The sequence below is a fragment of the Synechococcus sp. MU1642 genome (assembly GCF_020514115.1).
Lineage (GTDB): Bacteria > Cyanobacteriota > Cyanobacteriia > PCC-6307 > Cyanobiaceae > Parasynechococcus.
The window spans coordinates 68,002-93,888 of record NZ_VTKZ01000008.1 but is presented as its reverse complement, the minus strand read 5'-3'; the positions used below and the strand labels follow the sequence as shown (position 1 = coordinate 93,888).

Here is a 25,887-nt window from a genome sequence, read left to right as displayed (position 1 = left end):
TCGCTAGGGTACGCTTGTACTACCTGAGACGATTCGGCGCTTCTGTGGCATTGGATCTCTCGTTCCTTAGTTTCAGGTCCTTCTCATGCCTGCAGATATGAAATCCGGCGCTTCTGATCCCCGTTCCTCCGGCGAGAGGGACAAGGCGCTAAATCTGGTTTTGGGTCAGATCGAACGCAACTTCGGCAAGGGATCGATCATGCGGCTGGGGGATGCCTCCCGCATGCGGGTGGAGACGATTTCCACCGGTGCGCTGACCCTCGATCTCGCTTTGGGTGGTGGTTACCCGAAGGGTCGTGTGGTGGAGATTTATGGCCCGGAAAGTTCCGGTAAAACCACGCTCACCCTGCACGCGATTGCTGAAGTGCAAAAGCGTGGCGGTGTTGCGGCCTTTGTGGATGCGGAGCATGCCCTGGATCCCGTCTATGCCGCATCTCTGGGCGTTGATGTCGAGAACCTGCTGGTGTCCCAGCCCGACACCGGTGAGATGGCGCTGGAGATTGTTGACCAGTTGGTGCGATCCGCGGCGGTTGACCTCGTCGTCGTCGACTCGGTGGCTGCCCTCACCCCCCGTGCTGAGATCGAAGGTGAGATGGGAGACCTGGCGGTTGGCGCCCAGGCGCGTCTGATGAGTCAGGCGATGCGGAAGATCACAGGCAACATCGGCAAGTCGGGTTGCACCGTCATCTTCCTCAACCAGTTGCGTCTCAAGATTGGTGTCACCTACGGCAACCCAGAGACCACCACTGGAGGCAACGCGCTCAAGTTCTATGCCTCGGTTCGCCTCGACATCCGTCGAATTCAGACGCTCAAGAAGGGAACCGAGGAATTTGGTATCAGGGCGAAGGTGAAAGTGGCGAAAAACAAGGTGGCGCCACCCTTCCGCATTGCCGAATTCGACATTCTCTTTGGCCGCGGAATCAGCACCTTGGGTTGTCTGCTTGATCTCGCTGAGGAGACGGGCGTTGTTGTTCGCAAGGGCGCTTGGTACAGCTATGAGGGCGACAACATCGGTCAGGGTCGCGACAACACCATCGCTTGGATGGAGGAGAACCCTGACGCAACGGCCACCATCGAAACACTGGTGCGTCAGAAACTGACCGAAGGATCTGAGGTGAAGGCGAATTCGATGCGACCTCTCGCCGCCGCTGCAAAAACGGCTGCTGCCGATAAGTCGGCTCCGGCGAAGGCTTCAGAAGCTGCCTGATATCAGGCAGCTTGGGTCAAGGGCTGCATGGTGCGGACTTGGCCCTCTTGGGCCAGATCTGCCATCCGCTGCAGTTCCTGGATGGCTTCAGCCCCTTCCAGCTTCACCAGTTCTCGGCCGTTGCGGGACTCCACCCAGCTGATGCCAAAGTCGGAGACAAGAAAGCGCACCATGTGGCCATCGCCGATGTCTGCCACAAACGAGGCCCCATGGCCATCGCGACCGTCGCCACAGGAGTAACAGGTGGCTGTTAAACCGGCGCTTTGAAGGCTGCTGGCGAGGGCCTGCAGGCTCATCACCAGGTCTTCAACGACAGATCTGTAGTGCTCGGCTAAGCGCGGAAACATGACTGAGTCTCCATTGAGACACAGCCTAAAGGTTTTCTTTTGTTTTCGTTGGTTGGGTTGAGCTGATTGCTCAGGGGGTGTCCGCAAGTGTCCACCAACCGGCCGCTGGGCCGATGAAGCGCACCGTGATCCAGAGCACCACCATCCCTCCAATGCCGATCCAGGCGCCGCGGGTGGTCACCGCCATGAACTGCTGCGTTTGGTTGCGGGTCAGCGGAAGCCAAGACACCACGCGTGGGGAGGTGTCCACAGATTTGGTGCTGGCCTTGGGCTGACGGGGGGATAAGCCCTGGGCAGCCCGGCGGCGTGCTTCTCCCATGCACTTCTGAACGTTGAAGGGAGGTTAGGCGTTGTTCACTCCGGCAGCAGTCGCTGCAATGGAATCCAAGGTTCCAGTCGATGCAGCACCTGATCACCCCAGCTGCGCCCTCGGAGGCGGCCATCGAGGATGGCCAGGCGACCACCACTGCGGCGCAGCGGTGCAATGGCGGCAGGGATCAGGCTCAGGGCTTCCGGCAGCAGAAGGGTGCGGAACCAGTCATCTCCCTGCTGCTTCAACCGTTCCACCCGAGCCGAGGTGAGCGGATTGTCCAGGCTGGCGATGGGGAGCATGCCGATAATTAGCTGTGCTGGGGTCGGCAGCTGCTCCTGATGCTCCAGCCACCAGTCCCAGCTGCAGGTCACCACGCCATTGCTTTCGGGTGCTGTCGACTCCTGCACTACACGGCGTCCGAATTCCGCAGCCAGGGAGCTGGTCAGCTGCCGACGCAGCTGGTCGTCATTGATCAAAACGATGGTGAGCCCCGCCTGGCCAAGGATTAGCCGTCTGCTCTCCTCCAGGAGATGTTGGGCGTAGATCCGTGTGTTCGGCAGCGGTTGGCGACGCGGGGCATAGAGGGGGAGCGGTTCATTCAGCTCCCGTTCACGCAGTGTTGCCCGCACGTCAGGGACTATTCCGGCCTGTTCGAATTCCAGATCCAGCCTGGCGTCGTCTCCATTGCTGCTGAACATCAGGCAGGGGTGATCCAGCAGCACCCCCCTCAGCAGTTGGAGTGGTTCGAGGGGGGCCAGCTTCCAGCACCACTGGAGCAGCCGGTGATCCAGTTCAGCCCATTGACCCCACTCCGCCGGGTTGATGCTGCGGAGGGTGTTCCATGGCTCAGGGCTGGCTGGCAACAGCTGAAGCAGGTCACGCAGGGCCTGCCCCGCTGAGCCTTCGAGTCGCAAAGCGCCACCGGGCCTCGTGGCATCAGCGAACAGCTGCCGGCTCATGCGGTCATGCAGCTCTAGCAATCCGGATTCAGCCTGGGGACAGGCCTGGCGTAGCTCATCCCAGTGCTGATGCTCGATCTCCAAGCTGAGAGCGTTGCGCATCCTCCGGCTCAATTGATCCATCTCGGGGATCAGCAGTTGCCGTTGGCCCAAGTGCCCGTCCCGATGGGCCTGAATCAGCTCGCCAACATCCATCAGCCAGAGCTGTGGACCCTCCGGAGGCTTTGGCCCCTGCCAGCAGGGAAGCCTCAGACCCTGGTTGCGGAGACGGGGCAATTCCAGCTGCAGCAGGCGCCGGCGCTGAGGGGCCGTCAGCACCAGCGCTCCTGCTTCGGGAGCCAGGCACAGCGGCACCAGCAGACCGAGCCACCATCGTTCGCTGCTGCTGGGGGGGAGCTGAACGAGCGTCGTATCGCGACGCCTCAGGCTTCTTGCCACCAGCCTGCTCAGGGTCAGGTGGTGGGGCCAGTCCGATTCCTCCTGACGAAGCAGGGTTTTGATCTGATGGTGGGCCTGGGCTTCCAACATTCTCAAACCCTAAGCAGGGTCCCCCCGTCGATTGGTTCATGGCAATCCATCCATCAACATGGCTTCACGACCCTGCGGGAGGGATGGCGGTGCAACCGGGACGTGTGGGGATCGTTGGCCTTGGATTGATTGGGGGATCCCTTGGTTTGGATCTCCAGGCACGGGGCTGGACTGTGCAGGGCCTCGTGCATCGTCAGGCCACGGCGGATCGCGCCATGGCCCGAGGGCTGGTGGGAGCGGTGTCGACCGATCCCACCAGCCTCTCGGATTGCGATCTGGTGATCCTGGCGTTGCCAATTCCCTTGCTATTGAACCCACCGGATGAGCTCGTTGCCGCCCTACCTGAAGCAGCTGTGGTCACCGATGTCGGTTCGGTCAAACAGCCTGTGTTGGAGGCTTGGCGCCAGCGGCATCCCCGCTTTGTAGCCAGTCACCCCATGGCAGGCACAGCTGAGGCGGGCGTTGAGGCTGGGGTGACGGATCTGTTCCGCGGCCGCCCTTGGATCGCAACTCCTGATCAAGAAACAGACTCCGCTGCCCTGGCCCAGGTTCGTGATCTGGCCGTCAGCGTGGGCGGTCATTGGCTGATGTCCACCGCCTCCCAGCACGACCAGGCGGTTGCTCTGATTTCCCACATGCCGGTGTTGGTGAGTGCTGCACTGCTGCGGGCGGTTGGAGATGAACGGGATCCGGAGATCCGGCAGCTAGCCATGGTGTTGGCGTCCAGTGGCTTTGCCGACACCAGTCGAGTGGGTGGAGGGAACCCCCAGCTGGGGGTGGCGATGGCCTCCACCAACCGGGAGGCGGTGTTGCGCGGCTTGGCGGCCTACCGCTGGAGCCTGGAGCAGCTTGAAGATGCTGTTCTCCAGCAAAACTGGTCTCAGCTCGAGTTGGAACTGCGCCGAACGCAGACCCTGCGCCCGGATTTTTTGAGGGCACCGGGGGAGGTCAGCTCTGAAAGCTGAGGGGTTGTCCCCGTTCCGCCCTGAGCTGACGGCAAGCATTCAGGGCTGAAAGGCTCACCCCTGCTGTGCCTTCTCCCGGATGGATGCTGTCGCCGCAGAGCCAAAGACCAGGCATGGGCGTTCGTCCTGCCAAGCCGAAGGGGCCGAACCGGCTTGGATGCTGCCCAAGGCCTCCGACCATGCCATTGGGACGGCCTGTCCAGCCGGCGAAGCCCCGTGGTGTTGCCAGTTCAGCGTGCAACCAGGCGTCGTCTTCAAGTGACAGCCAGCGGTTTAGTTCGGCTTGGATCAGGTTCAGCGTCTCTGTTTTGTGCTGTTGGTACTCCGGCTCCGGCAAGCGGCACCAGTCGCCTATTGGGGTGAACACGCTGGCAATCAAGGTGGCCTGCCCCTTTGGCGCACGGCCATCTCCCTCGCGGCTTACAGAGACGAACAGGGATCCCGGGGATGCGCAGCCCCGCTGGAGATGACCTGGGCAGGGATTCGGCAGTGCATCACGCTGCACCGCTCCGTAGAGCACCAGTGCACCACTCGGTTCATGCAGGGTCTGCAGTCGTTTGCGGTAGCCCTTGGGCAGCTGATCCGGTTTGATCAGCTCCAGCAGGCACTGGGGGGGCAGGCTGCAGACCACATCGCGGCTGCTGAGTTGTTGTTCCGCGCCCTTGCCGGACCTCACATTCACCTGCCAACCGGATGAGCTGGGCTGCAGCTTGGTGACCCGATGCTTCATCAGCACCGTTCCGCCGTCACGTTCAATGGCGGCCACCAGCTGATTACTCAGCACCTGCATCGATCCCTCCAGATGCCACAGCCCGAGAGGTGCTTGGGCCATTTGCAGGACGGTTGCGCCGTACAGCGCCGCCGTGCGATCGGCCGGCTCCTGGGAGTACAGCTTCAGCTGGAGGTCGAGAAAGCGCCGCAGCCGTTGATCTTCACCGCACCCACACAGCTGCAACAGATCGGCGATGGTCAGACCTGTGAACAGTCCCGATGCCAGCGTTGCGGGACGCAGGGCCCGCAGCAATGTGCCGAGATCCCAGAGGGAGCGCGGTGTCACCACGGGGTCCTGGTTGGCGAACTGCCAGTTGCTGGAATGCAACTGATGGCAAAGACTCCAGAAGCGTTGGCTGCCGGGAAATTGACGTTCACGCTCGGCGGCCCAGGCTTCCGGGTCATGCCAGAGCGAAATGGGAGGGGAGCCATCGCCCAGGTCGACCACACAACCTGGGTTCAGAAGCTCGGCCGTGGGCAGAGGCATGTCCAGATGCTTGAGCAGTCGCGCATGACTGCCACCGGGCTCCAACCCGGCGACCTGGGTCGCCCCAACATCGAACACCCATGGACCACGCCGGAACGTTCCGGCACATCCCCCCGGTTGTTGATGCGCTTCCAGCAGCGTGACGTCGACGCCATCGCGGGCAAGCAGTGCCGCTGCGGTTAAGCCAGCGATCCCACCGCCCACCACGATCACGCTGGAATCGCTCACGACGCTCAGAAGAATCGAGCCATGCTGGCAAGACAGGGGGCTTGCTGAGGATGAATAGCGAACTGCGTCGGGATCTCACCGCGGAAGACGGCCCGTTGGCGGGGGCTGTCATCACGGATGTCTCCCCCGTCGGCGGTGGAAGCATTCATCAGGCCTGGAAACTGCACCTGCTTGATGGTCAGGTGTTGTTTGCCAAAAGCGGTGGCGCTAGCGCGTTGCCCTTGTTTGAGGTGGAGGCGGAGGCCCTTGAGGCTTTGCATGCCCAAGCCGATGCCTCGTTCCTGGTTGTGCCGCAGCCCATCGCTCTGGCAGCACTGCCCCATGGTGCTGTGCTGCTGTTGCCTTGGTTGGATTGCGGTGGCAGCGACCAAACGGCCCTCGGCCGGGGTTTGGCACTGCTGCATCAATCGTCGATGTCATCCAGCCCAGGTCGTTTCGGCTGGCATCGTGACGGCTTCATCGGCGCTGGACCTCAACCGGGGGGGTGGTGCGATGACTGGGGATCGATCTTCGTGGAGCTCAGGTTGCGCCCGCAAATGGAAGCCCTTAATGGGTTGAAGCAGGTTTCAACGGACCTCAATCCCTTGTTGCTACGCCTCGCAGATCATCTGAATGAGCATCAACCGCGTCCGGCCTTGGTTCACGGCGATCTCTGGGGTGGGAATGCTGCCTGTCTGAGCGATGGACGGGGGAGCATTTTTGATCCCGCCAGCTGGTGGGCTGATCGGGAAGTTGATTTGGCCATGACCCGGCTGTTCGGGGGCTTCGGAGAAGACTTCCGATCGGGATATCGGGAGGTGCTACCCGAGGCTTCAGGCGCTGACGGTCGAGTGGAGATCTACAACCTCTACCACCTGCTCAACCACGCCAATTTGTTTGGGGGGAGTTACGTGAGCCAATGCCGAGCCAGTCTCAGAGAACTGGCTCGGCGGCTTTGAGCATCAGCCCAGGTACTCCTTCCGGAGGGTTTGAACACGCTGGACCAGAGCATTGCGCTTTTCGCTCGTGGTCAAGTTTTTCCAGCTCCATTGGCCTACCACCACCACGCCGAGCAGTTCGAGCAGCCCCGGAACGATTGGCAGCAGATTGATCGTGTCGAGGATTCCCTTGATCAGGATCTGAGCAATAATCACGGCCGCAAAGATGCCGACGATCTTGCCGATGCGGCCCATCTGACTCCAGTCGACCCCATCGAGAGTTTCGTTCACCTTGCCGAGAACGTCGCTGTAGCGCTCAGCAAATGAGGTGGTGTCGTCCTGAGTTGGAGCGTCGACGGGTGTCGTCACAGTTGTGGCGGCATCCTTTACTTCAGTGGGGGCGTCACTCATGAGAACGACTAAATCCTTCACAATTTCAGCTGAGCGTATCGGTGCGGCGCGGTCTACGCCATCCGTCCTGCAAATTGATTACCGATGCCACACGGATTTGCGCCGCATGTTGTTGGCGCCTCACCCCGAAGAAGGCTGTGCATTGCTGCTGGGAGAACGGACGAATTCAGGCTGTTTGAGGCTGATCACGATCTGGCCCTGTTGCAATGTCTGGGGACGAGGAGCATTTGGTCAGCGGCCTGTCCACGATCGTCGCAGAAGGTTTCTGGTGGATCCGAGGGAGCAGTTGGCCGCCCAGCGATGGGCCCGGGATCGCCATCAACGTTGTCTTGGTGTGGCCCACTCCCATCCGGCGTCCGAGCCCGTTCCCTCGCCCCACGATCGGCGCTGGGGGGAGGCTGAAAGTCTGATGCTGATTCTCTCTTTCTCGTATGGCCTGCGGGCCTGGTGGCTGCATGGTGACCGCAGCGTGGATGAAATCCCGATTCAGCTCTGGGACACTCACAACCATGCATGACCAACCGATGCTGAGTGCTGATGAGCGGGGGCGCTACGCCCGCCATCTGATCCTTCCCGAGGTTGGTCCTGCCGGTCAGCTCCGGTTGAAGTCTGCTTCTGTGCTCTGTGTTGGCAGCGGGGGACTGGGATCTCCTCTGCTGCTTTACCTGGCCGCGGCAGGTGTGGGTCGCATCGGAATCGTGGATGGAGATGTGGTGGAGCTCTCCAATCTCCAGCGGCAGGTAATCCACAGCTCCAGCGGGGTTGGTGGTTCCAAAGCCCGCTCGGCCGCAGCGCGGATCCACGATCTCAATCCCCACTGCCAGGTGGAGGTGCATGAACACATGCTGACTGTGAGCAATGCCCTGGACCTCATCGGTGACTACGACTTGGTCTGTGATGGCACTGACAACTTTCCCAGCCGGTATCTGATCAACGACGCCTGTGTGTTGCTTGGGAAACCCCTCGTCTATGGCTCCGTGCAGCGCTTTGACGGCCAGGTCAGCGTGTTCAACAGCACGCCGACGAGCCCCAACTACCGCGATCTGCTGCCGGAACCACCTCCGCCAGACGCTGTTCCATCCTGCTCGGAGGCTGGTGTGATGGGTGTGATGCCGGGGCTGATCGGTTTGCTCCAGGCCACCGAAGCGATCAAACTGATCACCGGCATCGGTGACTGCCTGGACGGTCGAATTCTGGTGGTTGATGCCTTGGCGATGCGATTTCGGGAACTCACCCTCCGCGTTGATCCAGACCGACCGAAGGTTGAGAGCCTGATTGACTACCGCCAGTTTTGCCGTCCGGCGTCATCGGAGATGGAAGCCATCACTGTCACGGAACTGAAGGCCCTACTCGATTCCGCTCCAGACGAGATTGCGCTTGTCGATGTGCGCAATCCTGCTGAGGCAGAGGTGGCTTCGATTGAAGGAAGTCACTTGGTTCCGTTGGCCTCGCTGGAGAGTGGAGAGGCGATCGATCGCGTTCGCGCTTTGGCGGAGGGACGGCGTCTTTTGGTGCATTGCAAGCTCGGTGGGCGCTCTGCGCGTGCCGTTGAGCTGTTGGGTCAGCAGGGAATCGCGGCCACGAATGTGACCGGTGGAATTGATGCCTGGTCGCAGCAGGTGGATCCTGTAATTCCTCGCTACTGAACCCGAGGGTTAGTAATCCACCCGTCGTTTCAGGTCGACGCCCTGTTCGGCGTAGGAATTAGCCCGCTTACTGGTCCTGTTTGCGCCTCTGCGTTCCCCTGCTGTCACTAGCTTCCTATCGCCTTTGTGGATTTGCTCAGATAGGTCAGAGGCTCCATCTCATAGCGTTTCTGGCCTCAACCGACTGGGTCGGTAGGAAAGAAGGAAGCTCTGCTGACCGGCAAAATCCTGTTTTACGGCGGTGATCAGGTCTTCACCGGTATTCCAGACCCAAATCTGCTCGTTGTGGCTCCTGTGTTCCAGGTTGGTGCTTAGTGGTTGTCCATGCCTGGCACGCAGACCCGCCAGAACCTCTGTCATGTCGTCGATGGCGAATTCATACGCGAGGTTCGTCAGACCTTGGTCGGGGTCCACATCAAAGGTGGCTCGAGAGGCGGGGAGCCGATCCAACAACACATTGCGAGCAATAAAACGCCTGGTTTGCTCTTTATCGATGGGTTGGCTTTCGCCCAGATGGTTCGTCACCTGCTCGAGCGGCATCCCCCAGGTCAAGCCTTCCACGCAGGCAACCACTGGCCCAGGGCTGAAGAGCAAGAGCAGTGCCAGGCCCGTTGGGATCAGCAAGGTCTGAATCCAACGCAGCACAGTCATGCCAGAAACAATGTCTTGTTCGGATTGTGTTGAGTCATGGCTTGGGTGACTACCAGCGCGTCTGTTAACCAGCACTGATGTCATGAGCCGCCGGCAGTTGGGCGTGATTTGTAGAGGTCTTGTGCGATTAGCAGTCCTATATACAAACTTCGTACAAACCCTCTCGAGGCCTCAATAATCCACGCCACGCTTGAGATCCACTCCCTGTTCTGCGTAGTGCTTGTGGCACACCATCTCTGAATGGATGCTTGCCAGATCGAAGTAGGCGGGCGGGTTTTTGCACCGCCCCGTAATGATCACCTCAGTTTCCGCAGGTTTGCGCAGCAGGGTTTGCAGGATCGGTTCGACGGGCAGCAGCTCAAGATCCACCGTGGGGTTCAACTCATCGAGGATCACGGTTTTGTAGAGGCCGCTGGAGATGGCAGCCCGTGCGATCTCCCAGGCCCGCTCGGCTTCCACGTAATCAATCGGCTCCTGCTGCCCGCGCCAAACGATGGCATCGCGGCCGGAGCGGAGGTGGTCCACCAGGTGGGGATAGCTCTCGCGCAGAGCGGCGATAGCCGCATCTTCGGTGTAGCCGCTGCCGCCTTTGAGCCACTGCAGGATCAAGACCCGATGGCTCTTGTCTTGGCTGATGCCCCGGCCGATGGCCTGCAGCCCTTTCCCAAGTGCACTGGTTGATTTGCCTTTGCCTTCACCGGTGTAGATCTCGATACCGCTGCTCACATTGAGAGGCACCACCCGGTTGTCATTCATGCCCGGACGGCGATGGGCCCGCATCTCGGAGTGGAGGTCGGCTACACGCACCAGTGGGGCAGGTGCGGCCCGACCGGTGACGATGATTTCCATCCCCTCTGGCCGGTTGCTGAGGGTGCTGACCACATCCTCAAGATCCAGCAGGCCGAGGTCCAGTACAGGATTCAGTTCGTCCAGGACTACAACTGAATAAAGGGCGCTAGCGATTGCCCCCTTGGCAATCACCCAGCCCCGCTGGGCTTCGTCCCGGTCGAATCGGGTGGCCTCGTCGGCGGTGAAGTGATCGGCTCGTCCGGTGCGCAGGTGGTCGATCAGATGGGGGAAACCCTGTTGCAAGGCCTCGATTGCCGCATCCTCGTCGTAGGCCCGTCCTGGGCCTTTGAGGAAGCGCAGCAGCAGCACTCTGGTCTGCCTTTGCTCGCAGATGCCGAGTCCAATGGTGCGCAGCACAACGCCGAGGGCCGCCTGGCTTTTGCCCTTGCCCTCGCCGTCATAGATGTGCAGCTGTCCGTGGCTGCGCTCGCGGCTGTCCGCTGCGGTGACAATGCCGATGCTTCGAGGCATGGGGACAGCTCTTACCGTTGGAGCCTACCTAGCTCAACTGGTTTTCCCCGCTGATGTTTCGGTTGCAGGAGACTTTGGCCGATCGAGAGCAGCAGCTGCTGGCGGACCTGCGGCACTGGATGGCTTTGCAGTCTTCCCTATGCGTGGCCTATTCCGGCGGTGTCGATAGCACCCTGGTGGCGGCGATGGCCTATGAAGCCAAGGGCGATGCCGCTCTGGCAGTAACGGGGGTCTCCCCGGCCCTGGCGCCGCATCTGTTGCGGGAAGCCCGTGATCAGGCCTCATGGCTCGGTATTCCGCATCGGGAGTGTCCGACGGCCGAGTTGAACGACCCCGACTACAGCAGCAACCCCGTGGATCGCTGCTTTGCCTGCAAGCGTGAACTGCACCACCACCTTCAGCCCATTGCTGCGGCGGCGGGTGATGCCTTGGTGATTGATGGGGTCAACCTCGATGACCTCGGCGATCACCGTCCCGGCATTGACGCGGCCCGACAGGCAGGGGTTCGTTCCCCCCTGGCTGAACTGTTGATCGACAAAGCAGCGATCCGTGCTTTGTCTCGTGCCCTTGGTTTCCCCTGGTGGGACAAGCCGGCGCAGCCCTGCTTGGCCTCTCGCTTTCCCTATGGCGAAAGCATCAGCGCCGAGCGGTTGAAGCGGGTGGGCCAGGCGGAAGCTTGGTTGATCTCCAGGGGGTTCAGCACCGTCCGTGTGAGATCCCATGGTCTCGCCGCACGGATAGAGGTGCCCAGTGACCAGATTCGTGCTGTGCTCGCGCTTACGGAGAGCGAACCCTTGGTCGAGGCCTTTCGCTCCCTTGGTTTCACCTCCGTCAACCTGGATCTCGAAGGTCTGGTCAGCGGCAAGTTGAACCGCCGCTGATCTGGCGTAGCCCTGTTCAGCTGGGGAGCTGACTTGGCGTTTCCACAGGTTCTCTTACTCCGGTGGCAATGGCCGCAGGCGTTTCTCGCAGAAAGCTTTTCAGCGCGTGCCGTTTCGCTTGAAGCTCACGGCAGAGAATGGCGCAGGCCTGCTCCGGCATGGTGTGGTCCCCACAAGTGAACACATCAACAGCGGCATAGCCGGATTCCGGCCAGGTGTGGATGGAAATGTGGGATTCCGCCAGCAGGGCCAGGCCCGTGACGCCCTGGGGTTGAAATTGATGGGTGATCAGGTTCAGCAGCGTCGCACCAGCGCCCTTGGCTGCTGAGGTGATCGTTGTACGGATGAATGCTTCGTCGTCGAGCCGGCTGGGATCGCAGTCGTAGAGCTCAAGAATGCAGTGTTTGCCAACCATGTCGGTGGCATGAATCTCAGGTGCCCCCCATCCCGGGTTGGGATGCAGTTCAGAGAGGGTCTGCTCCATCAGGCGATGAGAGAAAAACAGGTCCGCCACCTTATCCGATCTGCAGGTCGGGTCTCAGTTCTCTTGCTCCAAGAATTTGGGCCTGCTGCTGCCATCCGCCGCCAAAGCCTTCGAGGTGGGTGGCGCTCACCAGGCATTGATGCGATTCGCCCACGGCCTCAAGCAGAAGCTGCTGCCGGGTGGGATCCAGTTCGGCAAGCACGTCATCGAGAAGCAGCATTGGTGGCTCCCCACACAGCTGGGTCACCAGCTCCAGTTCGGCAAGCTTCAGGCCCAGCACCAGCGACCGCTGCTGGCCGGCTGAACCAAACCGTCGTGCCGGGCTACCCCCCAGCAGCAGGGCGATCTCGTCCCGGTGCGGGCCCACACGGCAGCTGCCCAGCCGTTCCTCTTCCTCCCGCTGTTCGCGCAGTTGCTCCTCGATGGCGAGTCGCCAGGGTTCTTCGGCATCCTCACCATCGAGCCGGCTACCAGGTTTGTAGTGCAGTTCCAAGGCTTCAGTGCCCCCGCTGAGGTGGGTTTGCCAGCTCTGGGCAATCGGTTCCAGCCGATGCAGGGCGCGTTGCCGGCGCCGGTGAATTCTGGTGCTCACCAGCGCCATCTGAACGTCAAACGCGTCGAGCAGTGCGTGGCGTTCGGCACTGGAGATCTGCCTCTGGCGCCAGAGCTGGCTGCGCTGTCGCAACAACCGGTTCAGCCGTGCCATCAGATCGGCGTACACCGGTTCAAGTTGCAGCACCACCCGGTCAAGCCACTGGCGGCGTAGGGCGGGTTCGCCCCGCACCAGATCAAGATCGAGGGCACTGAAGCCGATGCAGCGCAGCGGCCCAATCAGGTCGAGCTGGCGATCCAGCAGCTTTCCGTTTCGTCTGGCCTGACGGCCTCCCTGGCGCCGCAGTTCCAGTTCCAGGCGATCCCCATCTCCCACCTCGGCCCGGATCAGGGCCTGGGGTGTGTCCCATTGAATCAGGTCTCGATCATTGCTGCAGCGATGGGAGCGCAGGCTGCCTAGCAGCTCAACTGCCTCGAGCAGGTTGGACTTGCCAATGCCATTGGGTCCGATCACCAGCAGACGTGGCTGCGTCAGTTCCAGCTGCAGAACGGTGTGGTTCCGGAAGCCCTGCAGTTGGAGCCTGTGGAGCCGGATGGGTGCTGGGGCGACCAGTGAGTAAGGTACTTGTATCGGGACGGTTGCCGCTCGATATCACTGCGGCTTAACGCCGATCAGTGGGCATGTAGCTCAGTTGGATAGAGCATCAGATTCCGGTTCTGAGGGTCGGGGGTTCGAGTCCCTCCATGCTCGTGTTTGATCCTTACGTCTCAGCTCAGGCTGAGTCCCATGGCGCGGATGCCGTTGGGATCAATAAGGAAACCCTGTTGTTTGAGAGCCTCCAATGCATCTGCAGGGGCGGAGATCGAAAGGCTGCAGCCTGGCAGATCCCGGCGCAGGATCTGCAGGGCACGGTGCACAAGAACGGCAAAAAGGGCCCCTTGGTTTGGCCCTGGTTTTGCGGCCAGGTTCCAAAGATTGGCGTTGAGGGCAAGATCACTGGTGGCCCGAACAAACCCGATTAGTTCCCCATTCGCTTCATCCAGGATGCTGATTTGCCAAAGGCTGCGCTGAAGGGCGAGCTCCCAGCGTTCCTCAGGGTGGGTTGATTCCCCGCAGGACATCAGCAGGGTGTTGAGCTGCTGGGAGGTGGGAGGGGTCGATGTTTCGAGTCGCGTTCCCTCAGGCAAGGGTGGAATCGAGGGTTGTTGAAGGAACGACAGCACAGTGGATCAACCGGTGTTGCGCATGCCGGCTGCAATGCCGTTGAGGGTGAGTAAGGCTCCCCTAAGCAGTTCACTGCGGCTGTAGGTGCGGGTGTCCTCGGGGGCGCCTGGTGTCTCACTCATGGGAGGTTGCCGGTTCTGATCACGCAGCCGCTTCAGAAGTGCAACCTGAAGAAAGCCCAGGGGAACGATGGTGCGGTTGCGCAGATCAACAGACAACTGCAGCCCTTGATCAGCCCCCAGCAGTCGGTTCTGTCCTGTGATTCCCAGAACCAGTTTGCGGGTGAGTTCGTATTCCTTGGCGATCACCTGGAAGATCGCTTCAAAGGCCTCCCGTTGTTCGGGGTGCCCCAGGCTGTTCATGTAGTGATGGGCCAGGTCGAGATCCACCTTGGAGAGGGTCATTTCCACTTTGGAAATGAGCATCCGGAAGAAGGGCCAACGTTGATGGAGTCGCCGTAGCAGGTCGAGCTGTTCGGAATCACTGCCCACTTCTTCCGACAGCGCTGTGCCGAAGCCAAACCAGCTCGGCAGCAGGAATCGACTCTGGGTCCAACCGAAGACCCAGGGAATCGCCCGCAGACTGGACAAGTCTTTGGCACCTGTTTTGCGTCGGGCCGGTCGGCTGGAGATCTGCAGTTTGCTGATTTCTTCGATCGGCGTGACCTGCTGGAAAAACGCCACCAGATCGGGATTGTCGTGAACCAACGCCCGGTAATGCTCCCTTGAACGGGTGGCGAGGCGACTCATCAGCTGATTCCAACTTGGTGTCGCATCCAGCTGGTTGGTTACCAGGCTGTTCTGAACCACGGCCGTGGTTACGGTCTCCAGGTTGTAAAGCGCCAACTCGGGCAGGCTGTACTTGGAGTTCAGTACTTCACCCTGTTCGGTGATTTTGATCCGGCCCTGCAGGGTGCCGCTGGGTTGGGCCAGGATCGCCTGGTAAGCCGGCCCTCCGCCTCGACTGACAGACCCACCGCGGCCGTGGAAGAGGCGAAGCGCCACATCCTGGCGGCTGGCGAGCGCCTGAAGTGCGATCTGAGCCTGGTGAATCTCCCAGTTGCTGGAGAGAAAGCCGGAATCCTTGTTGCTGTCTGAGTAGCCCAGCATGAGCTCTTGCAGCGGCTGTTTCTGTTGGCCTGCAACCGGTAGGAGTTCGCGGTAGAGCGGCGTTTTAAACAACCCTTCCATCACCGCAGGTGCCCGTTGGAGATCCTCCACGGTTTCGAACAGCGGCACCACCAGTAGGGAGGCCCGTTTGTTCGGCGGGTCCACCAGGCCCGCCTCTTTCGCCAGCAGCAGAACCTCCAAGAGATCCGATGCCGTGTGGCTCATCGAAATCACATAGGAGTTGCAGATCCGCGGACCGAACTCCTCCTGGAGGCGCTGCAGCATTCGGAACACCGCCAACGTTTCCGCTGTTGGCTCCGACCAACTGGCGGCTGGCGGAATCAGGGGCCTGCGGGTCTGCAGTTCCTGCAGGAGCCATGCCATCCGCTGCATTTCGTCCATGTCCCCGTAAGCCTGGGGCAGTTCCAGGTTGCGGGTGAGTTCATCGATCGCATCGCTGTGGCGGGTGCTCTCCTGACGGATATCGAGGCTGGCCAGAGAGAACCCAAAGATGTGCACCTGGTGCAGCAGCGTGTCGAGCTGTTCGCAGCTCAATTCGGTACTGACGAGGCTGTTGCGGACCAACTCCAAGTCACTGCGGAATTGATCTACCGAGGTGTAGTGGAGAACATCGGCTCCTCCTAGTCCGTCCTGGGGATCGGCCAGGGCTTCACAGGGCATCTGCCATCCCGCCTCCGACAGCTGATTGTTGCGGGCGAGCGTCCGCTCAAGCTTTTCGAGCACGTAGCAGAGCTTCAGCCGGTAGGGCTCCAGTCGGTATCGGGCTGCTCTGCGCTCGTAGATCTCTGGGAACCGGAGTCGATCCATCTCCAGCGACTCCAGCAGTGATGGTGCCACCTGGCTCCACTGCATGGAGATGCTCAGCTGCTGCCGGAGTGACTGGACGGAGTGGATGTACAGCTCCAGCATCAGCTGACGCTGGTAACAGGCTGTTCGCCAGGTGATGTCGGGTGTCACTGAGGGATTGCCATCTCGATCGGAGCCCACCCAGGAGCCGAAGGTGCAGAACGACGCCTGGGGGACCTGGACATCGGGGTAGTGGCGATGCAGGGCAGTGATCAGCCTCTTACGCAGTTTCGGCATCGCTTCAAACAACACCTGCTGGAAGTAGTGCAGAGTCGAATCCACCTCATCGATCACTGTGGGTTTGAACTGGTGGAGTTCATCGGTCCGCCACCACAGTCGGATTTCCTCTTCCAATTGGTCGTGACAGTCCTCGCGCAGCTGATGCGCGAGAGGGGTGTCTGATTGAAGTTGTTGGAGCAAGTTGGCCACACGTCGCTGCTTGTGACGCACTGTGTGCCGAACGATCTCCGTGGGATGGGCGGTGAACACCAGGCGGATATCTAGCTCCCGCAGCAGGTGCTCCACCTGTGCGGGGGGGACGTTCATTCGACGCAGCCGCTCGAAGACCTCTCCAAAGGTGGCTGGATCGGTTTGGTTGGCGAGGGGCGGAGCAAAGGGATCAAAGGCATCCCGTTGGGCCGTGTCAGCACTGGGATTGGGCCTGAGGCTGTCGAGGTAGCTGTCTTCTTCGATCCGTTGCTCAAGGATGTTGATGAGCTGGAAATACAGAGAAAAGGCACGGGCGGCTGAGATGGCCTCCGAAAGGTCCATGGCCTTGATCAGCTCGACGATCGCATCGCTCGTGCTGTCGCCGTCCCGCCCTTCCAGAGAGACGGGGTCACTGAGTTGTTTGAGCCTCAGCAGACGTTCGCTCTGTTCCGGTGGGCACTCACTGCGCAGCACCGACTTCCAGAGGTCTTCAATTAGATCAAGACGGTGCTGAAGAAGCTGCCCTGCGCCCGATCCGCCACCGCTCAAGCGTGCAGTCTCTTGCTCGGAGACAGGGGTGGTGGACTCGGGCATGAAGTCTCCACGCTGCGACGAACTCGACATGATCATCCCAAATAGGCTTCCCCGGTGGAGATCCCTTCCTCCTCCTCCATCCGCTGGATGCCTTCTTGAAGAAGGTCTTCGATGGATTGGCCTTGGCCAAGCGCCGTTTCCCAGCGCATGGCTTGATTCCCATCGGCGAGCAGGCCATGCAAGGGCCTTAGGCAGGCGCTGAGCTGGAGCGATTCAGCCAGGGGAGCTATCTGATCAATCAGCTCAAGAAGCCAGTCCTTGCAAGTGATGGCACGGCCATCTTGCCAATGCCGGAGTTCAGCGTTCAGGCTGGATCGGGCGACGGCGGCGTCATTGCTGTCGGCCAGTTGGACTAGTTCGTCAGCGGAAAGGGAGCTGCTGCAGAGCGGATCGAGGCTTTCGATGTTGTTCTTGAGGGCCAGCAGCCTCAGCTCCAGCAGACAGGTGATCGCCAGCAGCTCATGGGGATTGGTGACCAGATCACAGATCCGTAACTCCAACCGGTTGAGGTCGTAGGGGCGCTGCGGACCATTGGGCCGAACGGACGTCCACAGGTGACGCTCGTTGCGCATAGCACCCGTGGCCAGTTGCTCTTCCACCCACTGGATGTAGTGCTCGTGATTCCTAAAGAGAGGAACCGCAGGCGGCGTTATGGGGAATTGGTGCCATCGCTGAGAGTGGTGGTTGGTGCTGCGCCCATCCAAGAAGGGAGAACTGGCACTCAGGGCGAGCAGCAGAGCTGCTTCGCAGCGCACGAGCCGGACCGCTGCAAACAACCAGTCGAGATCTGTGATTCCGAGGTTGATGTGAATGCTGGCTGTCACGACCCTGGTGCCATACAGCTGTTCAATCAGCGCGTGATAAGCGTTGTCGGGGTCGGAGCGTTCGAATCGGCTGCTGTTACCAAGGCTCATGGTGCTGCCGGGGAGAAGCGTCAGCTCCCGTTCCTGCAGCCACCGCCGCAGCGTCCGCCGGGGAGAAAGCAGCGCCTCGGGCAGTTCGGCGTAATCCCGGATTGGGTCGGTGATGTATTCGAGATTGCGACAGTCCGGTTCTGTCACGAAGCCAGGTAGTTCCATGGCCACGTCGGGAGCGACGCCCACGTTGGCTCCGTTGGTTTGACCGGTGAACAGTTCAACCTCGAAACCTTTCAGCAGAAGTGGTTGCGCTGTCATTCCGGTGGATTCAGGCACGCGAGTGCAGTCAGCATTCCCCGGGCCTTGTTCAGGGTTTCCTCAAACTCTGCCGTCGGCTGTGAATCGGCAACAACGCCTGCCCCGGCCTGCACCTTGACCCGGCATCCTCCGCCTTCGCGTGGTTGCACCACCATGGTTCGGATCGTGATCGCCGTGTTGAGGGCCCCCGCCAGATCAACGGATCCGTAGACCCCGGAATAGGGGCCACGCGCATCGGGCTCAAGATCGTGGATGAGTTGCATCGCACGGATTTTCGGTGCGCCGCTGACGGTGCCGGCGGGAAAAGCCGCCATCAGCAGATCCCACACATCGTGCTTCGGGCCAAGGCGTCCTTCGACTTGGCTGACGATGTGCATCACGTGCGAGTAGCGCTCGATCACCATCAGGTCTTGCACCGCCACGCTTCCAGGCTGACAGACCCTGCCGAGGTCATTGCGGCCCAGATCAACAAGCATCACGTGCTCAGCCCGTTCTTTGGGATCGGCCAGCAGGTCAGCTTCCAGCTCGCGGTCCTCCAGGGGCGTGGCGCCGCGGGGCCGAGTTCCGGCGATGGGCCGCAGGCTGGCGTGGATGCCATCAGCAGCCGGTTCGGCTTGAACCATCACCTCTGGACTGGAGCCAATCAGTTGCCAGTCCCCAAAGTCGAAGAACGCCATGTACGGGGATGGATTCACCATTCGCAAACTGCGGTACAGCTCCAGGGGTGATTGAGGCACCTCGGTTTCCAGGCGCTGACTGATCACCAGTTGGAACACATCGCCGGCTGCGATGTGTTCCTTGGCGGTGTCGACGGCTGCTTCGAATTCATCAGGGCTGCGGTTGGAGCACACAGCGGGAAGCTCTGTGCTTCTCGCGTCCCAGGTCAGTGGTTTGACGGCTGGCAGAGGTGTGTCCATCCGCTGGCGCAGGGCCTCGATCCGTCCGATAGCGGTTTGCCAGGCCTGCTCCTCATCCGCTCCGTTGGAGAGGTCGCCGAAGGCGACGGCGGTGATCTGTCGTTTCACCTGATCAAAGATCAGGATCGCGTCCATCAACATCCAGACCCCATCCGGGGGATCTGCAGCTGCTCGAGGGTGAACAGCGACGGTGGGTTCGATCCACTGGATCAGTTCGTAGCCCCAAACGCCATAAAGCTGTCCAAGCGGAGGGAGGCCCGGCAGGTTGACGCAGGAGTAAGGCGCGAGGCAGTCGCGCAGGGATTCGAATGGATTGCCGTTCAACGTCTCTTCACGACCGTCACGCCAGGTGCGCGTAAGACGATCGTTCCGGGCCGACGCCGTCCAGAGAGGATCACAGGCGATCACACTCCAACGCCCCAGGGTTTCTCCACCCTCGACAGACTCCAGCAGCACGCCTGGAGGTCTTCCGTCGCCCACCTTGATCCAGGTGGTGAGGGGTGTTTCAAGATCTGCGGGCCAACTCTGAGCCAGAGGAATCAGGTTGGCACCACTGCAAATCGCCTGATGAAAGGCGTCGCGATCGGGACTGAACATGACCTGATCATCGCAGCCAAGACCCGGAGATCATGATCTCCGGGAGCCAGCGTTGAGGAATCAGGCGTCGAAGGTGTTGCGGCCGCTGAACTTGATATTGGCAGGATTGACGTTTTGGCCAATGCGACGGGGGTTGTGACCCACCATGGGGCGACCTTCGTTCACCTTCTCGGAGAACACACCATCCTTGGGATGCAGGAACTCGGTGTCACCACCGGGGTAGATCCGGTAGATCTTGTAGTCCTCGATCCGGGGCTTGAATTTCGTGCGCAGCTGGGTGCCGAGGGCGAGACACTGTTCCTTGCGAGCGAAATACATCAGGTTTTCTCCTGAATTCATCAGAGCGGCGCCACCGGTGGGGAGCTCAAAAGCCTGTTCAGTCTTGCTGGTCCAAGTGATCGCGTATTTCTCTTCGGTCTCCGCTGAATTAAGAAGGCCTCCCGTGCTGGCGATGTGCTGGGGAAGTTGACCGTTCAACGCCGTTGCTGCCATGGCTGAAAAAATCCACAAGAGCCGTTATGGCTGGAAAGTAGCACCGTCATTGGTGCCTGTTTTGACCTCCGAAAGCAAGCTTCACACCCGTCAACAAACCAATCACTCTCCGGGGGTGTGCACCGGGAAGAAGACGGTGATGTCGCGGTCTCGCCTGGGTTGATAGCGGCCCCCCAGGCTGGCCATCATCTGGCGGGTCGCATCCTGGCTTAATTGCAGGCTTCCGGTGCTCGGATCCCAGCTCAGGACGGTCCCCACGTCCTCGCGTTGGGGAGCCGAGCCGGCCTCCGCGGTCTGGCTCCTGTCGGGATGCTCCACATGCAGCTGAAGCTTCACCCGAGGACCCGCTGCCTGGAGGTGAAGGGTGAGCTGACTGCCGGAGGGGAGTCCCCTGGTGCTGCGGTCGATCAGACCCCCAAGCATCGGTTCCAATCGCCGGGAGTCACTGAGGATGGCCGGCAGGTCAGCGGTGAGATCCAGTTCCAGGGCGATTCCGCGACGATCTAGCTGCTCCGTCCAGCTGGGCGCAAGGGCGCTCAGCATGGCCTGCAAATCCGTGCGGGCCAGATTGGCTTCATTGGGTTCCCGTTGCAGTTCAGCGGCATGGAAGATCAGGCCAAATCGGTCGATCTGCTCGCTGCATTCCACATCGATCTGCCGCAAGCGATTCACAACGACATCGGCCAGATCCTTTCGCCGCAGCAGAGAGCGGATCAGTGTTCTGATCGTTGCCAGAGGTGTTCGCACCTCATGGGTGATCGCTTCCAGCAAATTCAGATCTCCATGGCTGGGAGCTTCCGGTGGGCGCTCAGCCTGGATGGGTTGCAGCATCAGCCCGGGGGCTGTGCCGGTGAGCCGCTCGGTGAGACGTGGCCAGAACTTTTCTGACCAGGCTCCATTGCTCTTTAGGGAGCCGATCGATTCGAGCGCTTTGCGCAGCTGTTCGGCCTGCGCTGGTGACTGGTGCTCCAGCCGCCGCCCCAGCTGAACCAGAACATCACTGAGCGTTGCTGGGTCGCAACGCATCAGCAGCTGACGCTTCTGGGCTGGTCCATGAAGGGCAAGGGCCACCTGGACCTCGGGCGTTATCACCAGCAGCAGGGGGTCATCCCCGTCGTCGGGCCGCAGGGACAAGCGTTGGAATCCCCGCAGGGGGCAGTGCTCATCGCTGCTGGACCGTCCCGGCAGTGCCGTTGGATGCAGACTCAGTTGATCCAGTTGATCTGGAGCCCACACCCATCCCTGCAGATGTTTGAGCAACTCCGGTTCGTAGAGAGCCGGCAGGGGTGCAGCCAGCCAGATCCCACCTTCAATGCCCTGTTCGAGCAGATCCTGTTGCAGGGTTTCCAGAGCAGCCCACCAAAGCCGCCGGACACCAATCTCATCGCAGCGGCCTTGGGGCACGTCCTGCGCCAGCCGTTGCCGCAGGTCGGTGAAGGATGGCCCGGTCAACGGAGTTGCGCCAAGGAGCGACGGCTTTGCCGGACCACCGACAGGCAGAGGCCGAGCGCGATGAAGTTCACCAACATCGCTGAGCGCCCATAACTGAGGAAGGGCAGGGGGATCCCTGTGACGGGGCCTAGTCCGATGGTCATGAAGATGTTGACCACCACCTGGAACATCAGCATCGTGCCGATTCCGATCACCACAAGTGATTCGAAGTCGGTGCGGGCATTGCGCGCGATCTGGAGCAACCGTGCCATCAAGGCTGCGAAGCCAAGAACCACCAGAAGACAGCCAACAAATCCGGTTTCCTCGCCCAGGGCGCTGAAGATGAAATCGGTGTGCTGTTCAGGGATGAAACGAAGTTTGGTCAGTTGTCCTTGAAGAAGACCTGTGCCCAAGACGCCGCCTGAACCAATGCCCACGCTGCTTTGGAGCAGGTGATAGCCCCCGCCCAATGGATCCTGACTGGGGTCGAGGAACAGCACCAAACGGTCCCTTTGATAATCCTTCAGACCATTCATCCAGAGCCATGGGGTCACAGCCGCCATGGCGCCGTGGAAGGCCAGGGTGGCTGTCGCCGCGAGACGTTTCCAGGGCAGGGAGCGGTAAGCAAGAACCACCATCAGCGGGATCCAGAGGCCCATGGCCCAGGGGAGAAGGCCTGAGAGCAGTGCTGTCATCAGGGGTGATAACAACAGAATCACCCATTCGATCGGCATCCCCGACCAATAGAGCATCGTGAGCATCAGGGCGCCGAACACGAGCGATGTGCCGAGATCAGGCTGGATGAACACCAGCAGCCAAGGCACCGCAATCACCCCGAGCGGGCGCATCAGATCAATCGGTCGTTCCACCGGGTGTCGCGACAACACCGCTGCCACGAGCAGGATCGCCGCGATCTTGGCGAATTCCGATGGCTGAACATGTACCCCGCCAATGCTGATCCAGCGTTGGGCGCCCAGCGCTGTGGTTCCAATCATGCGCACCGCCACAAGGCTGATCACTGTGAGGGTGTAAACGGGAATCAAAAGAGGCCGGAGACGCTGCAGCGGCAGCCGTTCCAGTCCCAGCGCCAGCAGCACTCCGAAGGCCGCGGTGATCCAGTGGTGATACCAGTCGGCATAGTCCGCCTGGCGTTGGGTGCTGGCGATCAGCACCCCTGCGATGGTGACCATTCCAAGTGGAACACCCCAGAGCATCCACTCCCGGTGCGATCTGCGGCGATCACGTCTAATGAACATAGTCAGACGGGCTGGCTGACGGCCTTGAGAACAGCTTCGGCTAGGCCCTTGAACTCGGTGGCGCTGGCGGAGTCGCTGCGGTTGATCACGATCGGTCGCCCCGTGTCACCGCCTTCCTGCACAGGCATTTCCATGGGGATCTGAGCCAACAGGGGAACGTCGTAGTCCGCAGCGAGTTGGGCGCCGCCGCCACTGCCGAAGAGGGCATAGCGGCAGTCAGGACGGTCTGGAGGTATGAAGGCGCTCATGTTCTCCACCACGCCGAGGACGGGAATGCCCATCTGCCGGAACATGGCGAGACCCCGTCGCGCATCCTGCAGCGACACCTGTTGTGGGGTGGTCACGATCACAACACCGGCCATCGGCACTGCTTGGGCCAGGGAGAGCTGCGCATCACCAGTGCCGGGCGGCAGGTCAACGATGAGAAAGTCCCTCTCGCCCCATTCGGCCTGATACAGGAACTGCCGAATGATGCCGTTGAGCATCGGGCCTCGCCAGATCACAGGTTGGTGATCGTCGATCAGCAGACCCATCGACACCATAGCGATGCCGCAGGTCTCGATCGGGACGATCCGCTGCTGATCGCCGCTGCCCTGGACCTCAGGCGTTTGGTCTGCGACGCCCAGCATGGTGGGTGCGTTTGGCCCGTAGATATCGGCGTCAAGGAGTCCCACCCGCAGGCCGGACTGGGCGAGGGCGCAGGCCAGATTGACGGCGACGGTGCTTTTGCCGACGCCGCCCTTGCCGCTGCTCACCGCAATCACCTGGCGGACGCCGGGGATCGACTGGCGTTCAGCCGGCTGACCGTGGCCGGCTTGGCCAATGCCCCCCTGGCTTGGCGGTTGACCGATCTCGATCTGCACGTCCTCAATGCCGTCGAGCGCCATCAGAGCGCCCCGTGCCTCGGCCACGATGCGGTCACGCTGGCTTTGGGCGAAACCTGGAAGGCTGAGGCGAAACACTGCCCTCGGGGGGGTGATGCGGATCTGTTCAATCCAGCCGAGCTCCAGGGCCGTTTTGCCACTGCCGGCATCTTTGACTTGCTGGAGGGCCTGATTGGCCTGCTCGACCGGGGTCATCCGTTTCACAAAGGCAAGCCGGATCCTAGGGGCGCCGCCCGTGACAGTCCCTGACGGATGCTTGTCCAGGTCTGGGGTGACCTGGTTAGGTTTCGATGTCTCCAGTCTCTGACACATGATTCGCTCCCTGATTCGCCGCGTCCTTGGACGCCAGGACGTGGGTGTCAGTAAGGCTCCCCTTGAACTGCCCCCCAGCGATTCCAGAGAGCGGGCCCGGGCGATGGTGATGGGGCTGCAGGACGAAATCTGTGCTGGCCTTGAAGCGCTTGATGGTGAAGGTCGCTTCGTTGAAGAAAGTTGGGTCAGGCCTGAAGGGGGTGGGGGGCGCTCCCGGGTGATGCGTGAGGGCCGCGTTTTTGAACAAGGCGGCGTGAATTTCTCCGAGGTTCAAGGAGAAGAACTGCCCCCGTCGATCCTCAAGCAGCGTCCGGAAGCGAAGGGGCATCCCTGGTTCGCCACGGGTACCTCAATGGTGCTGCATCCGCGCAATCCCTACATCCCGACGGTTCACCTCAACTACCGCTACTTCGAGGCCGGCCCGGTGTGGTGGTTTGGCGGGGGTGCCGACCTGACCCCCTACTACCCCTTCCTCGACGACGCACGTCACTTCCATCGCACCCATCAGGCGGCTTGTGATTCGGTTCACTCGGATCTGCACAAGGTCTTCAAGCCCTGGTGCGATGAGTACTTCTATTTGAAGCACCGCGATGAAACCCGCGGCGTTGGCGGCATCTTTTACGACTACCAAGATGCCAACGGCACGCTCTACAAGGGCCAGGATCCCTCCGGTCCTGCGGCTCAGGTGTCAGCCCGTTTGGGAGCTAGGCCGTTGAGTTGGGAGCAGCTGTTCTCCTTGGGGCAGGCCAATGGCAGAGCTTTCCTTCCTGCCTATGCCCCCATCGTGGAGAAGCGTCATCCGATGGCCTATGGCGATCGCGAGAGGAACTTTCAGCTCTATCGCCGGGGCCGTTATGTGGAATTCAACCTGGTTTGGGACCGCGGCACGATCTTTGGCTTGCAGACCAATGGACGGACAGAGTCGATCTTGATGTCTCTGCCCCCGCTGGTGCGTTGGGAGTACGGCTACACCGCACAGGCTGGATCACGGGAGTCCCTGCTAACCGAACTGTTCACCAAGCCTCAGGATTGGCTCGGTGATGACTCGCTTGATGAGCGTTGCCGCCACCATGGCGCGATCAGCTAACTGACGCCTTGGACGATTGCATTCACTACGCGCTCGGCCAGGCAGTTCACCGTATGTTCCCTTGAGCTCGGGTCCCTCAGGTTCGTCTCGAGGGGGGGCTCGAGAATGGCGATTTCAAGAATTCCGATGCCGCGACGTGGACCGCCAAGGCCTCCGCGGAAAAATCGTGGGTAGCGCCCAAATGCTTGGGCCAGGCTTTCATCGACGACATTCAGTTCACGCACATTTGCGAGCACAGGAATCAGACCGGAGCCGAAGCCATGGGGTCGGTAGGCATCGAAATGGATCTCCAGAACGTATTCACCACGCTCCGAAAACACTTTGGCTTTCGACCAGTTGGTGCTGGAGTCGTCGTCGTTCGCGATGCTGATGGAAGGAGGGGTGTAGGCGCGGATGTTCAAGCCGCGGGCTTGGCCTTGGCTCACCACAGCGGCCTGAACCTGGCGGTTCCAGAACAGCTCATCGCGAATGCCCGGTTGCATCGGCGGTCGCTTCTGCTTATGCACCGCATATCCCGGGGTTCCTGGACTGGCGGTTCCCTGGGAGTCGGCGTGCCCTGCCATAACGACGATTGGCAGGTTGGTTTGAACAGGGCTACGGCCGACCCAGCTCCCGGGTTTCTTCGTGCGTGGACCCAGCAGGGGGTCTGGCGTGGCGGGTGAGGGACAGGGGTCTGCCTGTTCCGGTGCGGGTTGCTCTGCTGGTTCGTTGCTGGGCTCGGCTGTGCCAAGCCAGTTGCGTTGTTCCGCAGCTTTGGTCATCGCGAGGGTTCCCAGCGACAGGGCTGTGATGACTAGACCTGAGGCAAAGCGACGGCGTTGCATCCAGGCCGGCAGGCGCATGGT

General features: G+C 61.0%; 25 protein-coding genes and 1 tRNA gene. 8 read left to right on the top strand and 18 right to left on the bottom strand.

The features are described 5' to 3' along the window. Window positions 1-85: 85 nt before the first annotated feature. Window positions 86-1,207 (top strand): recombinase RecA, encoded by a 1,122-nt coding sequence (gene recA, locus FZZ85_RS09170; protein WP_226414369.1) that lies wholly within the window; start codon window positions 86-88, stop codon window positions 1,205-1,207. A gap of 2 nt (window positions 1,208-1,209) precedes the next feature. Here recA and FZZ85_RS09165 read toward each other — a convergent pair whose 3' ends face one another. The 3 genes from FZZ85_RS09165 to FZZ85_RS09155 form a co-directional block, all read right to left on the bottom strand. Beyond that, the gene (locus FZZ85_RS09165; protein ID WP_226414367.1) at window positions 1,210-1,554 is read right to left on the bottom strand and encodes a DUF1815 family protein; all 345 of its coding nucleotides are present in this window, start codon (window positions 1,552-1,554) and stop codon (window positions 1,210-1,212) included. Between the two features lie 70 nt (window positions 1,555-1,624). Beyond that, entirely contained in the window at window positions 1,625-1,873 is a 249-nt protein-coding gene (locus FZZ85_RS09160; protein WP_226402134.1) for a DUF2839 domain-containing protein, read from the bottom strand. Window positions 1,874-1,908: 35 nt separating this feature from the next. Next, window positions 1,909-3,354: a helicase gene (locus FZZ85_RS09155; protein WP_226414365.1), complete on the bottom strand. Its 1,446-nt coding sequence runs from the start codon at window positions 3,352-3,354 to the stop codon at window positions 1,909-1,911. Window positions 3,355-3,437: 83 nt separating this feature from the next. On the opposite strand from FZZ85_RS09155, the gene FZZ85_RS09150 reads away from it, so the two are divergent. Next, a complete protein-coding gene (locus tag FZZ85_RS09150) occupies window positions 3,438-4,319 on the top strand; it encodes a prephenate/arogenate dehydrogenase (RefSeq protein WP_226414363.1) in 882 nt (293 codons plus the stop codon). Here the strand turns inward: FZZ85_RS09150 and crtD are convergent. Then, complete coding sequence (gene crtD / locus FZZ85_RS09145; protein WP_226414361.1) at window positions 4,303-5,805, bottom strand: C-3',4' desaturase CrtD; 1,503 nt, start codon at window positions 5,803-5,805, stop codon at window positions 4,303-4,305. The two genes, FZZ85_RS09150 and crtD, sit on opposite strands and share 17 nt — an antisense overlap. Window positions 5,806-5,855: 50 nt before the next feature. Here crtD and FZZ85_RS09140 point away from each other — a divergent pair, with 50 nt between their 5' ends. Next, window positions 5,856-6,743 (top strand): fructosamine kinase family protein, encoded by an 888-nt coding sequence (locus FZZ85_RS09140; RefSeq protein ID WP_226414359.1) that lies wholly within the window; start codon window positions 5,856-5,858, stop codon window positions 6,741-6,743. 3 nt (window positions 6,744-6,746) lie between these two features. Here FZZ85_RS09140 and FZZ85_RS09135 read toward each other — a convergent pair whose 3' ends face one another. Beyond that, window positions 6,747-7,133, bottom strand: coding sequence for a CAAD domain-containing protein (locus FZZ85_RS09135; RefSeq protein WP_226402126.1), 387 nt, complete (start codon window positions 7,131-7,133; stop codon window positions 6,747-6,749). Here FZZ85_RS09135 and FZZ85_RS09130 point away from each other — a divergent pair. Beyond that, window positions 7,132-7,650 (top strand): M67 family metallopeptidase, encoded by a 519-nt coding sequence (locus FZZ85_RS09130; protein ID WP_226414356.1) that lies wholly within the window; start codon window positions 7,132-7,134, stop codon window positions 7,648-7,650. The two genes, FZZ85_RS09135 and FZZ85_RS09130, sit on opposite strands and share 2 nt — an antisense overlap. After that, on the top strand, window positions 7,643-8,779 hold the full coding sequence (gene moeB, locus FZZ85_RS09125) for a molybdopterin-synthase adenylyltransferase MoeB (RefSeq protein ID WP_226414353.1): 1,137 nt from the start codon (window positions 7,643-7,645) through the stop codon (window positions 8,777-8,779). Before FZZ85_RS09130 ends, moeB begins: the two co-directional genes overlap by 8 nt. A 159-nt stretch (window positions 8,780-8,938) precedes the next feature. On the opposite strand, the gene FZZ85_RS09120 is transcribed toward moeB, so the two are convergent. Together FZZ85_RS09120 and FZZ85_RS09115 are read right to left on the bottom strand one after the other, a co-directional pair. Then, window positions 8,939-9,319 carry a hypothetical protein gene (locus FZZ85_RS09120; protein WP_226414351.1) on the bottom strand — a complete coding sequence of 127 codons (381 nt, stop codon included), beginning with the start codon at window positions 9,317-9,319 and terminating at the stop codon, window positions 8,939-8,941. 282 nt (window positions 9,320-9,601) lie between these two features. Next, window positions 9,602-10,750, bottom strand: coding sequence for a cob(I)yrinic acid a,c-diamide adenosyltransferase (locus tag FZZ85_RS09115; protein ID WP_226402120.1), 1,149 nt, complete (start codon window positions 10,748-10,750; stop codon window positions 9,602-9,604). Window positions 10,751-10,803: 53 nt separating this feature from the next. Between FZZ85_RS09115 and larE the strand changes: the two genes are divergently transcribed. After that, a complete protein-coding gene (gene larE / locus FZZ85_RS09110; RefSeq protein ID WP_226414348.1) occupies window positions 10,804-11,631 on the top strand; it encodes an ATP-dependent sacrificial sulfur transferase LarE in 828 nt (275 codons plus the stop codon). Between the two features lie 16 nt (window positions 11,632-11,647). Here larE and speD read toward each other — a convergent pair whose 3' ends face one another. Both speD and recF read right to left on the bottom strand, forming a co-directional pair. Beyond that, the gene (gene speD, locus FZZ85_RS09105; RefSeq protein WP_226414401.1) at window positions 11,648-12,115 is read right to left on the bottom strand and encodes an adenosylmethionine decarboxylase; all 468 of its coding nucleotides are present in this window, start codon (window positions 12,113-12,115) and stop codon (window positions 11,648-11,650) included. A 31-nt stretch (window positions 12,116-12,146) separates the two neighbouring features. Beyond that, on the bottom strand, window positions 12,147-13,262 hold the full coding sequence (gene recF / locus FZZ85_RS09100) for a DNA replication/repair protein RecF (protein WP_226414398.1): 1,116 nt from the start codon (window positions 13,260-13,262) through the stop codon (window positions 12,147-12,149). Window positions 13,263-13,344: 82 nt separating this feature from the next. Between recF and FZZ85_RS09095 the strand changes: the two genes are divergently transcribed. Continuing rightward, a tRNA-Arg gene (locus FZZ85_RS09095) sits at window positions 13,345-13,418 on the top strand. Window positions 13,419-13,435: 17 nt separating this feature from the next. Here FZZ85_RS09095 and FZZ85_RS09090 read toward each other — a convergent pair. From FZZ85_RS09090 to FZZ85_RS09055, 8 genes are all read right to left on the bottom strand, one after another. Next, entirely contained in the window at window positions 13,436-13,891 is a 456-nt protein-coding gene (locus tag FZZ85_RS09090) for an N-acetyltransferase (protein ID WP_226414345.1), read from the bottom strand. Between the two features lie 6 nt (window positions 13,892-13,897). Beyond that, a complete protein-coding gene (ppc, locus tag FZZ85_RS09085; RefSeq protein ID WP_226414343.1) occupies window positions 13,898-16,891 on the bottom strand; it encodes a phosphoenolpyruvate carboxylase in 2,994 nt (997 codons plus the stop codon). 32 nt (window positions 16,892-16,923) lie between these two features. Continuing rightward, entirely contained in the window at window positions 16,924-18,066 is a 1,143-nt protein-coding gene (gene gshA, locus FZZ85_RS09080; protein WP_226414395.1) for a glutamate--cysteine ligase, read from the bottom strand. Further along, window positions 18,063-19,580 carry an anthranilate synthase component I family protein gene (locus tag FZZ85_RS09075; RefSeq protein WP_226414340.1) on the bottom strand — a complete coding sequence of 506 codons (1,518 nt, stop codon included), beginning with the start codon at window positions 19,578-19,580 and terminating at the stop codon, window positions 18,063-18,065. The genes gshA and FZZ85_RS09075 overlap by 4 nt, the downstream gene beginning before the upstream one ends. 60 nt (window positions 19,581-19,640) lie before the next feature. Next, on the bottom strand, window positions 19,641-20,072 hold the full coding sequence (locus tag FZZ85_RS09070) for a photosystem I reaction center subunit II PsaD (protein WP_011363412.1): 432 nt from the start codon (window positions 20,070-20,072) through the stop codon (window positions 19,641-19,643). Window positions 20,073-20,174: 102 nt separating this feature from the next. Continuing rightward, entirely contained in the window at window positions 20,175-21,524 is a 1,350-nt protein-coding gene (locus tag FZZ85_RS09065) for a sensor histidine kinase KdpD (RefSeq protein ID WP_226414337.1), read from the bottom strand. Then, the gene (rodA, locus tag FZZ85_RS09060) at window positions 21,521-22,759 is read right to left on the bottom strand and encodes a rod shape-determining protein RodA (protein WP_226414334.1); all 1,239 of its coding nucleotides are present in this window, start codon (window positions 22,757-22,759) and stop codon (window positions 21,521-21,523) included. Before rodA ends, FZZ85_RS09065 begins: the two co-directional genes overlap by 4 nt. 2 nt (window positions 22,760-22,761) lie before the next feature. Further along, complete coding sequence (locus FZZ85_RS09055; protein WP_226414330.1) at window positions 22,762-23,838, bottom strand: Mrp/NBP35 family ATP-binding protein; 1,077 nt, start codon at window positions 23,836-23,838, stop codon at window positions 22,762-22,764. A 115-nt stretch (window positions 23,839-23,953) separates the two neighbouring features. Between FZZ85_RS09055 and hemF the strand changes: the two genes are divergently transcribed. Beyond that, on the top strand, window positions 23,954-25,042 hold the full coding sequence (gene hemF / locus FZZ85_RS09050) for an oxygen-dependent coproporphyrinogen oxidase (RefSeq protein WP_226414327.1): 1,089 nt from the start codon (window positions 23,954-23,956) through the stop codon (window positions 25,040-25,042). Here the strand turns inward: hemF and FZZ85_RS09045 are convergent. After that, the gene (locus tag FZZ85_RS09045) at window positions 25,039-25,884 is read right to left on the bottom strand and encodes an N-acetylmuramoyl-L-alanine amidase (protein ID WP_226414324.1); all 846 of its coding nucleotides are present in this window, start codon (window positions 25,882-25,884) and stop codon (window positions 25,039-25,041) included. The genes hemF and FZZ85_RS09045 overlap by 4 nt on opposite strands. Window positions 25,885-25,887 lie beyond the last annotated feature (3 nt).

Coding starts and splice junctions, on each gene's coding strand:
- recA (WP_226414369.1), top strand. CDS start 86: ATGCCTGCAGATATGAAATCCGGCGCTTCTGATCCCCGTTCCTCCGGC.
- FZZ85_RS09165 (WP_226414367.1), bottom strand. CDS start 1,554: ATGTTTCCGCGCTTAGCCGAGCACTACAGATCTGTCGTTGAAGACCTG.
- FZZ85_RS09160 (WP_226402134.1), bottom strand. CDS start 1,873: ATGGGAGAAGCACGCCGCCGGGCTGCCCAGGGCTTATCCCCCCGTCAG.
- FZZ85_RS09155 (WP_226414365.1), bottom strand. CDS start 3,354: ATGTTGGAAGCCCAGGCCCACCATCAGATCAAAACCCTGCTTCGTCAG.
- FZZ85_RS09150 (WP_226414363.1), top strand. CDS start 3,438: ATGGCGGTGCAACCGGGACGTGTGGGGATCGTTGGCCTTGGATTGATT.
- FZZ85_RS09140 (WP_226414359.1), top strand. CDS start 5,856: ATGAATAGCGAACTGCGTCGGGATCTCACCGCGGAAGACGGCCCGTTG.
- FZZ85_RS09130 (WP_226414356.1), top strand. CDS start 7,132: ATGAGAACGACTAAATCCTTCACAATTTCAGCTGAGCGTATCGGTGCG.
- FZZ85_RS09135 (WP_226402126.1), bottom strand. CDS start 7,133: ATGAGTGACGCCCCCACTGAAGTAAAGGATGCCGCCACAACTGTGACG.
- moeB (WP_226414353.1), top strand. CDS start 7,643: ATGCATGACCAACCGATGCTGAGTGCTGATGAGCGGGGGCGCTACGCC.
- FZZ85_RS09120 (WP_226414351.1), bottom strand. CDS start 9,319: ATGCCGCTCGAGCAGGTGACGAACCATCTGGGCGAAAGCCAACCCATC.
- FZZ85_RS09115 (WP_226402120.1), bottom strand. CDS start 10,750: ATGCCTCGAAGCATCGGCATTGTCACCGCAGCGGACAGCCGCGAGCGC.
- larE (WP_226414348.1), top strand. CDS start 10,804: ATGTTTCGGTTGCAGGAGACTTTGGCCGATCGAGAGCAGCAGCTGCTG.
- speD (WP_226414401.1), bottom strand. CDS start 12,115: ATGGAGCAGACCCTCTCTGAACTGCATCCCAACCCGGGATGGGGGGCA.
- ppc (WP_226414343.1), bottom strand. CDS start 16,891: ATGCCCGAGTCCACCACCCCTGTCTCCGAGCAAGAGACTGCACGCTTG.
- gshA (WP_226414395.1), bottom strand. CDS start 18,066: ATGACAGCGCAACCACTTCTGCTGAAAGGTTTCGAGGTTGAACTGTTC.
- FZZ85_RS09075 (WP_226414340.1), bottom strand. CDS start 19,580: ATGTTCAGTCCCGATCGCGACGCCTTTCATCAGGCGATTTGCAGTGGT.
- FZZ85_RS09070 (WP_011363412.1), bottom strand. CDS start 20,072: ATGGCAGCAACGGCGTTGAACGGTCAACTTCCCCAGCACATCGCCAGC.
- rodA (WP_226414334.1), bottom strand. CDS start 22,759: ATGTTCATTAGACGTGATCGCCGCAGATCGCACCGGGAGTGGATGCTC.
- FZZ85_RS09055 (WP_226414330.1), bottom strand. CDS start 23,838: ATGACCCCGGTCGAGCAGGCCAATCAGGCCCTCCAGCAAGTCAAAGAT.
- hemF (WP_226414327.1), top strand. CDS start 23,954: ATGATTCGCTCCCTGATTCGCCGCGTCCTTGGACGCCAGGACGTGGGT.
- FZZ85_RS09045 (WP_226414324.1), bottom strand. CDS start 25,884: ATGCGCCTGCCGGCCTGGATGCAACGCCGTCGCTTTGCCTCAGGTCTA.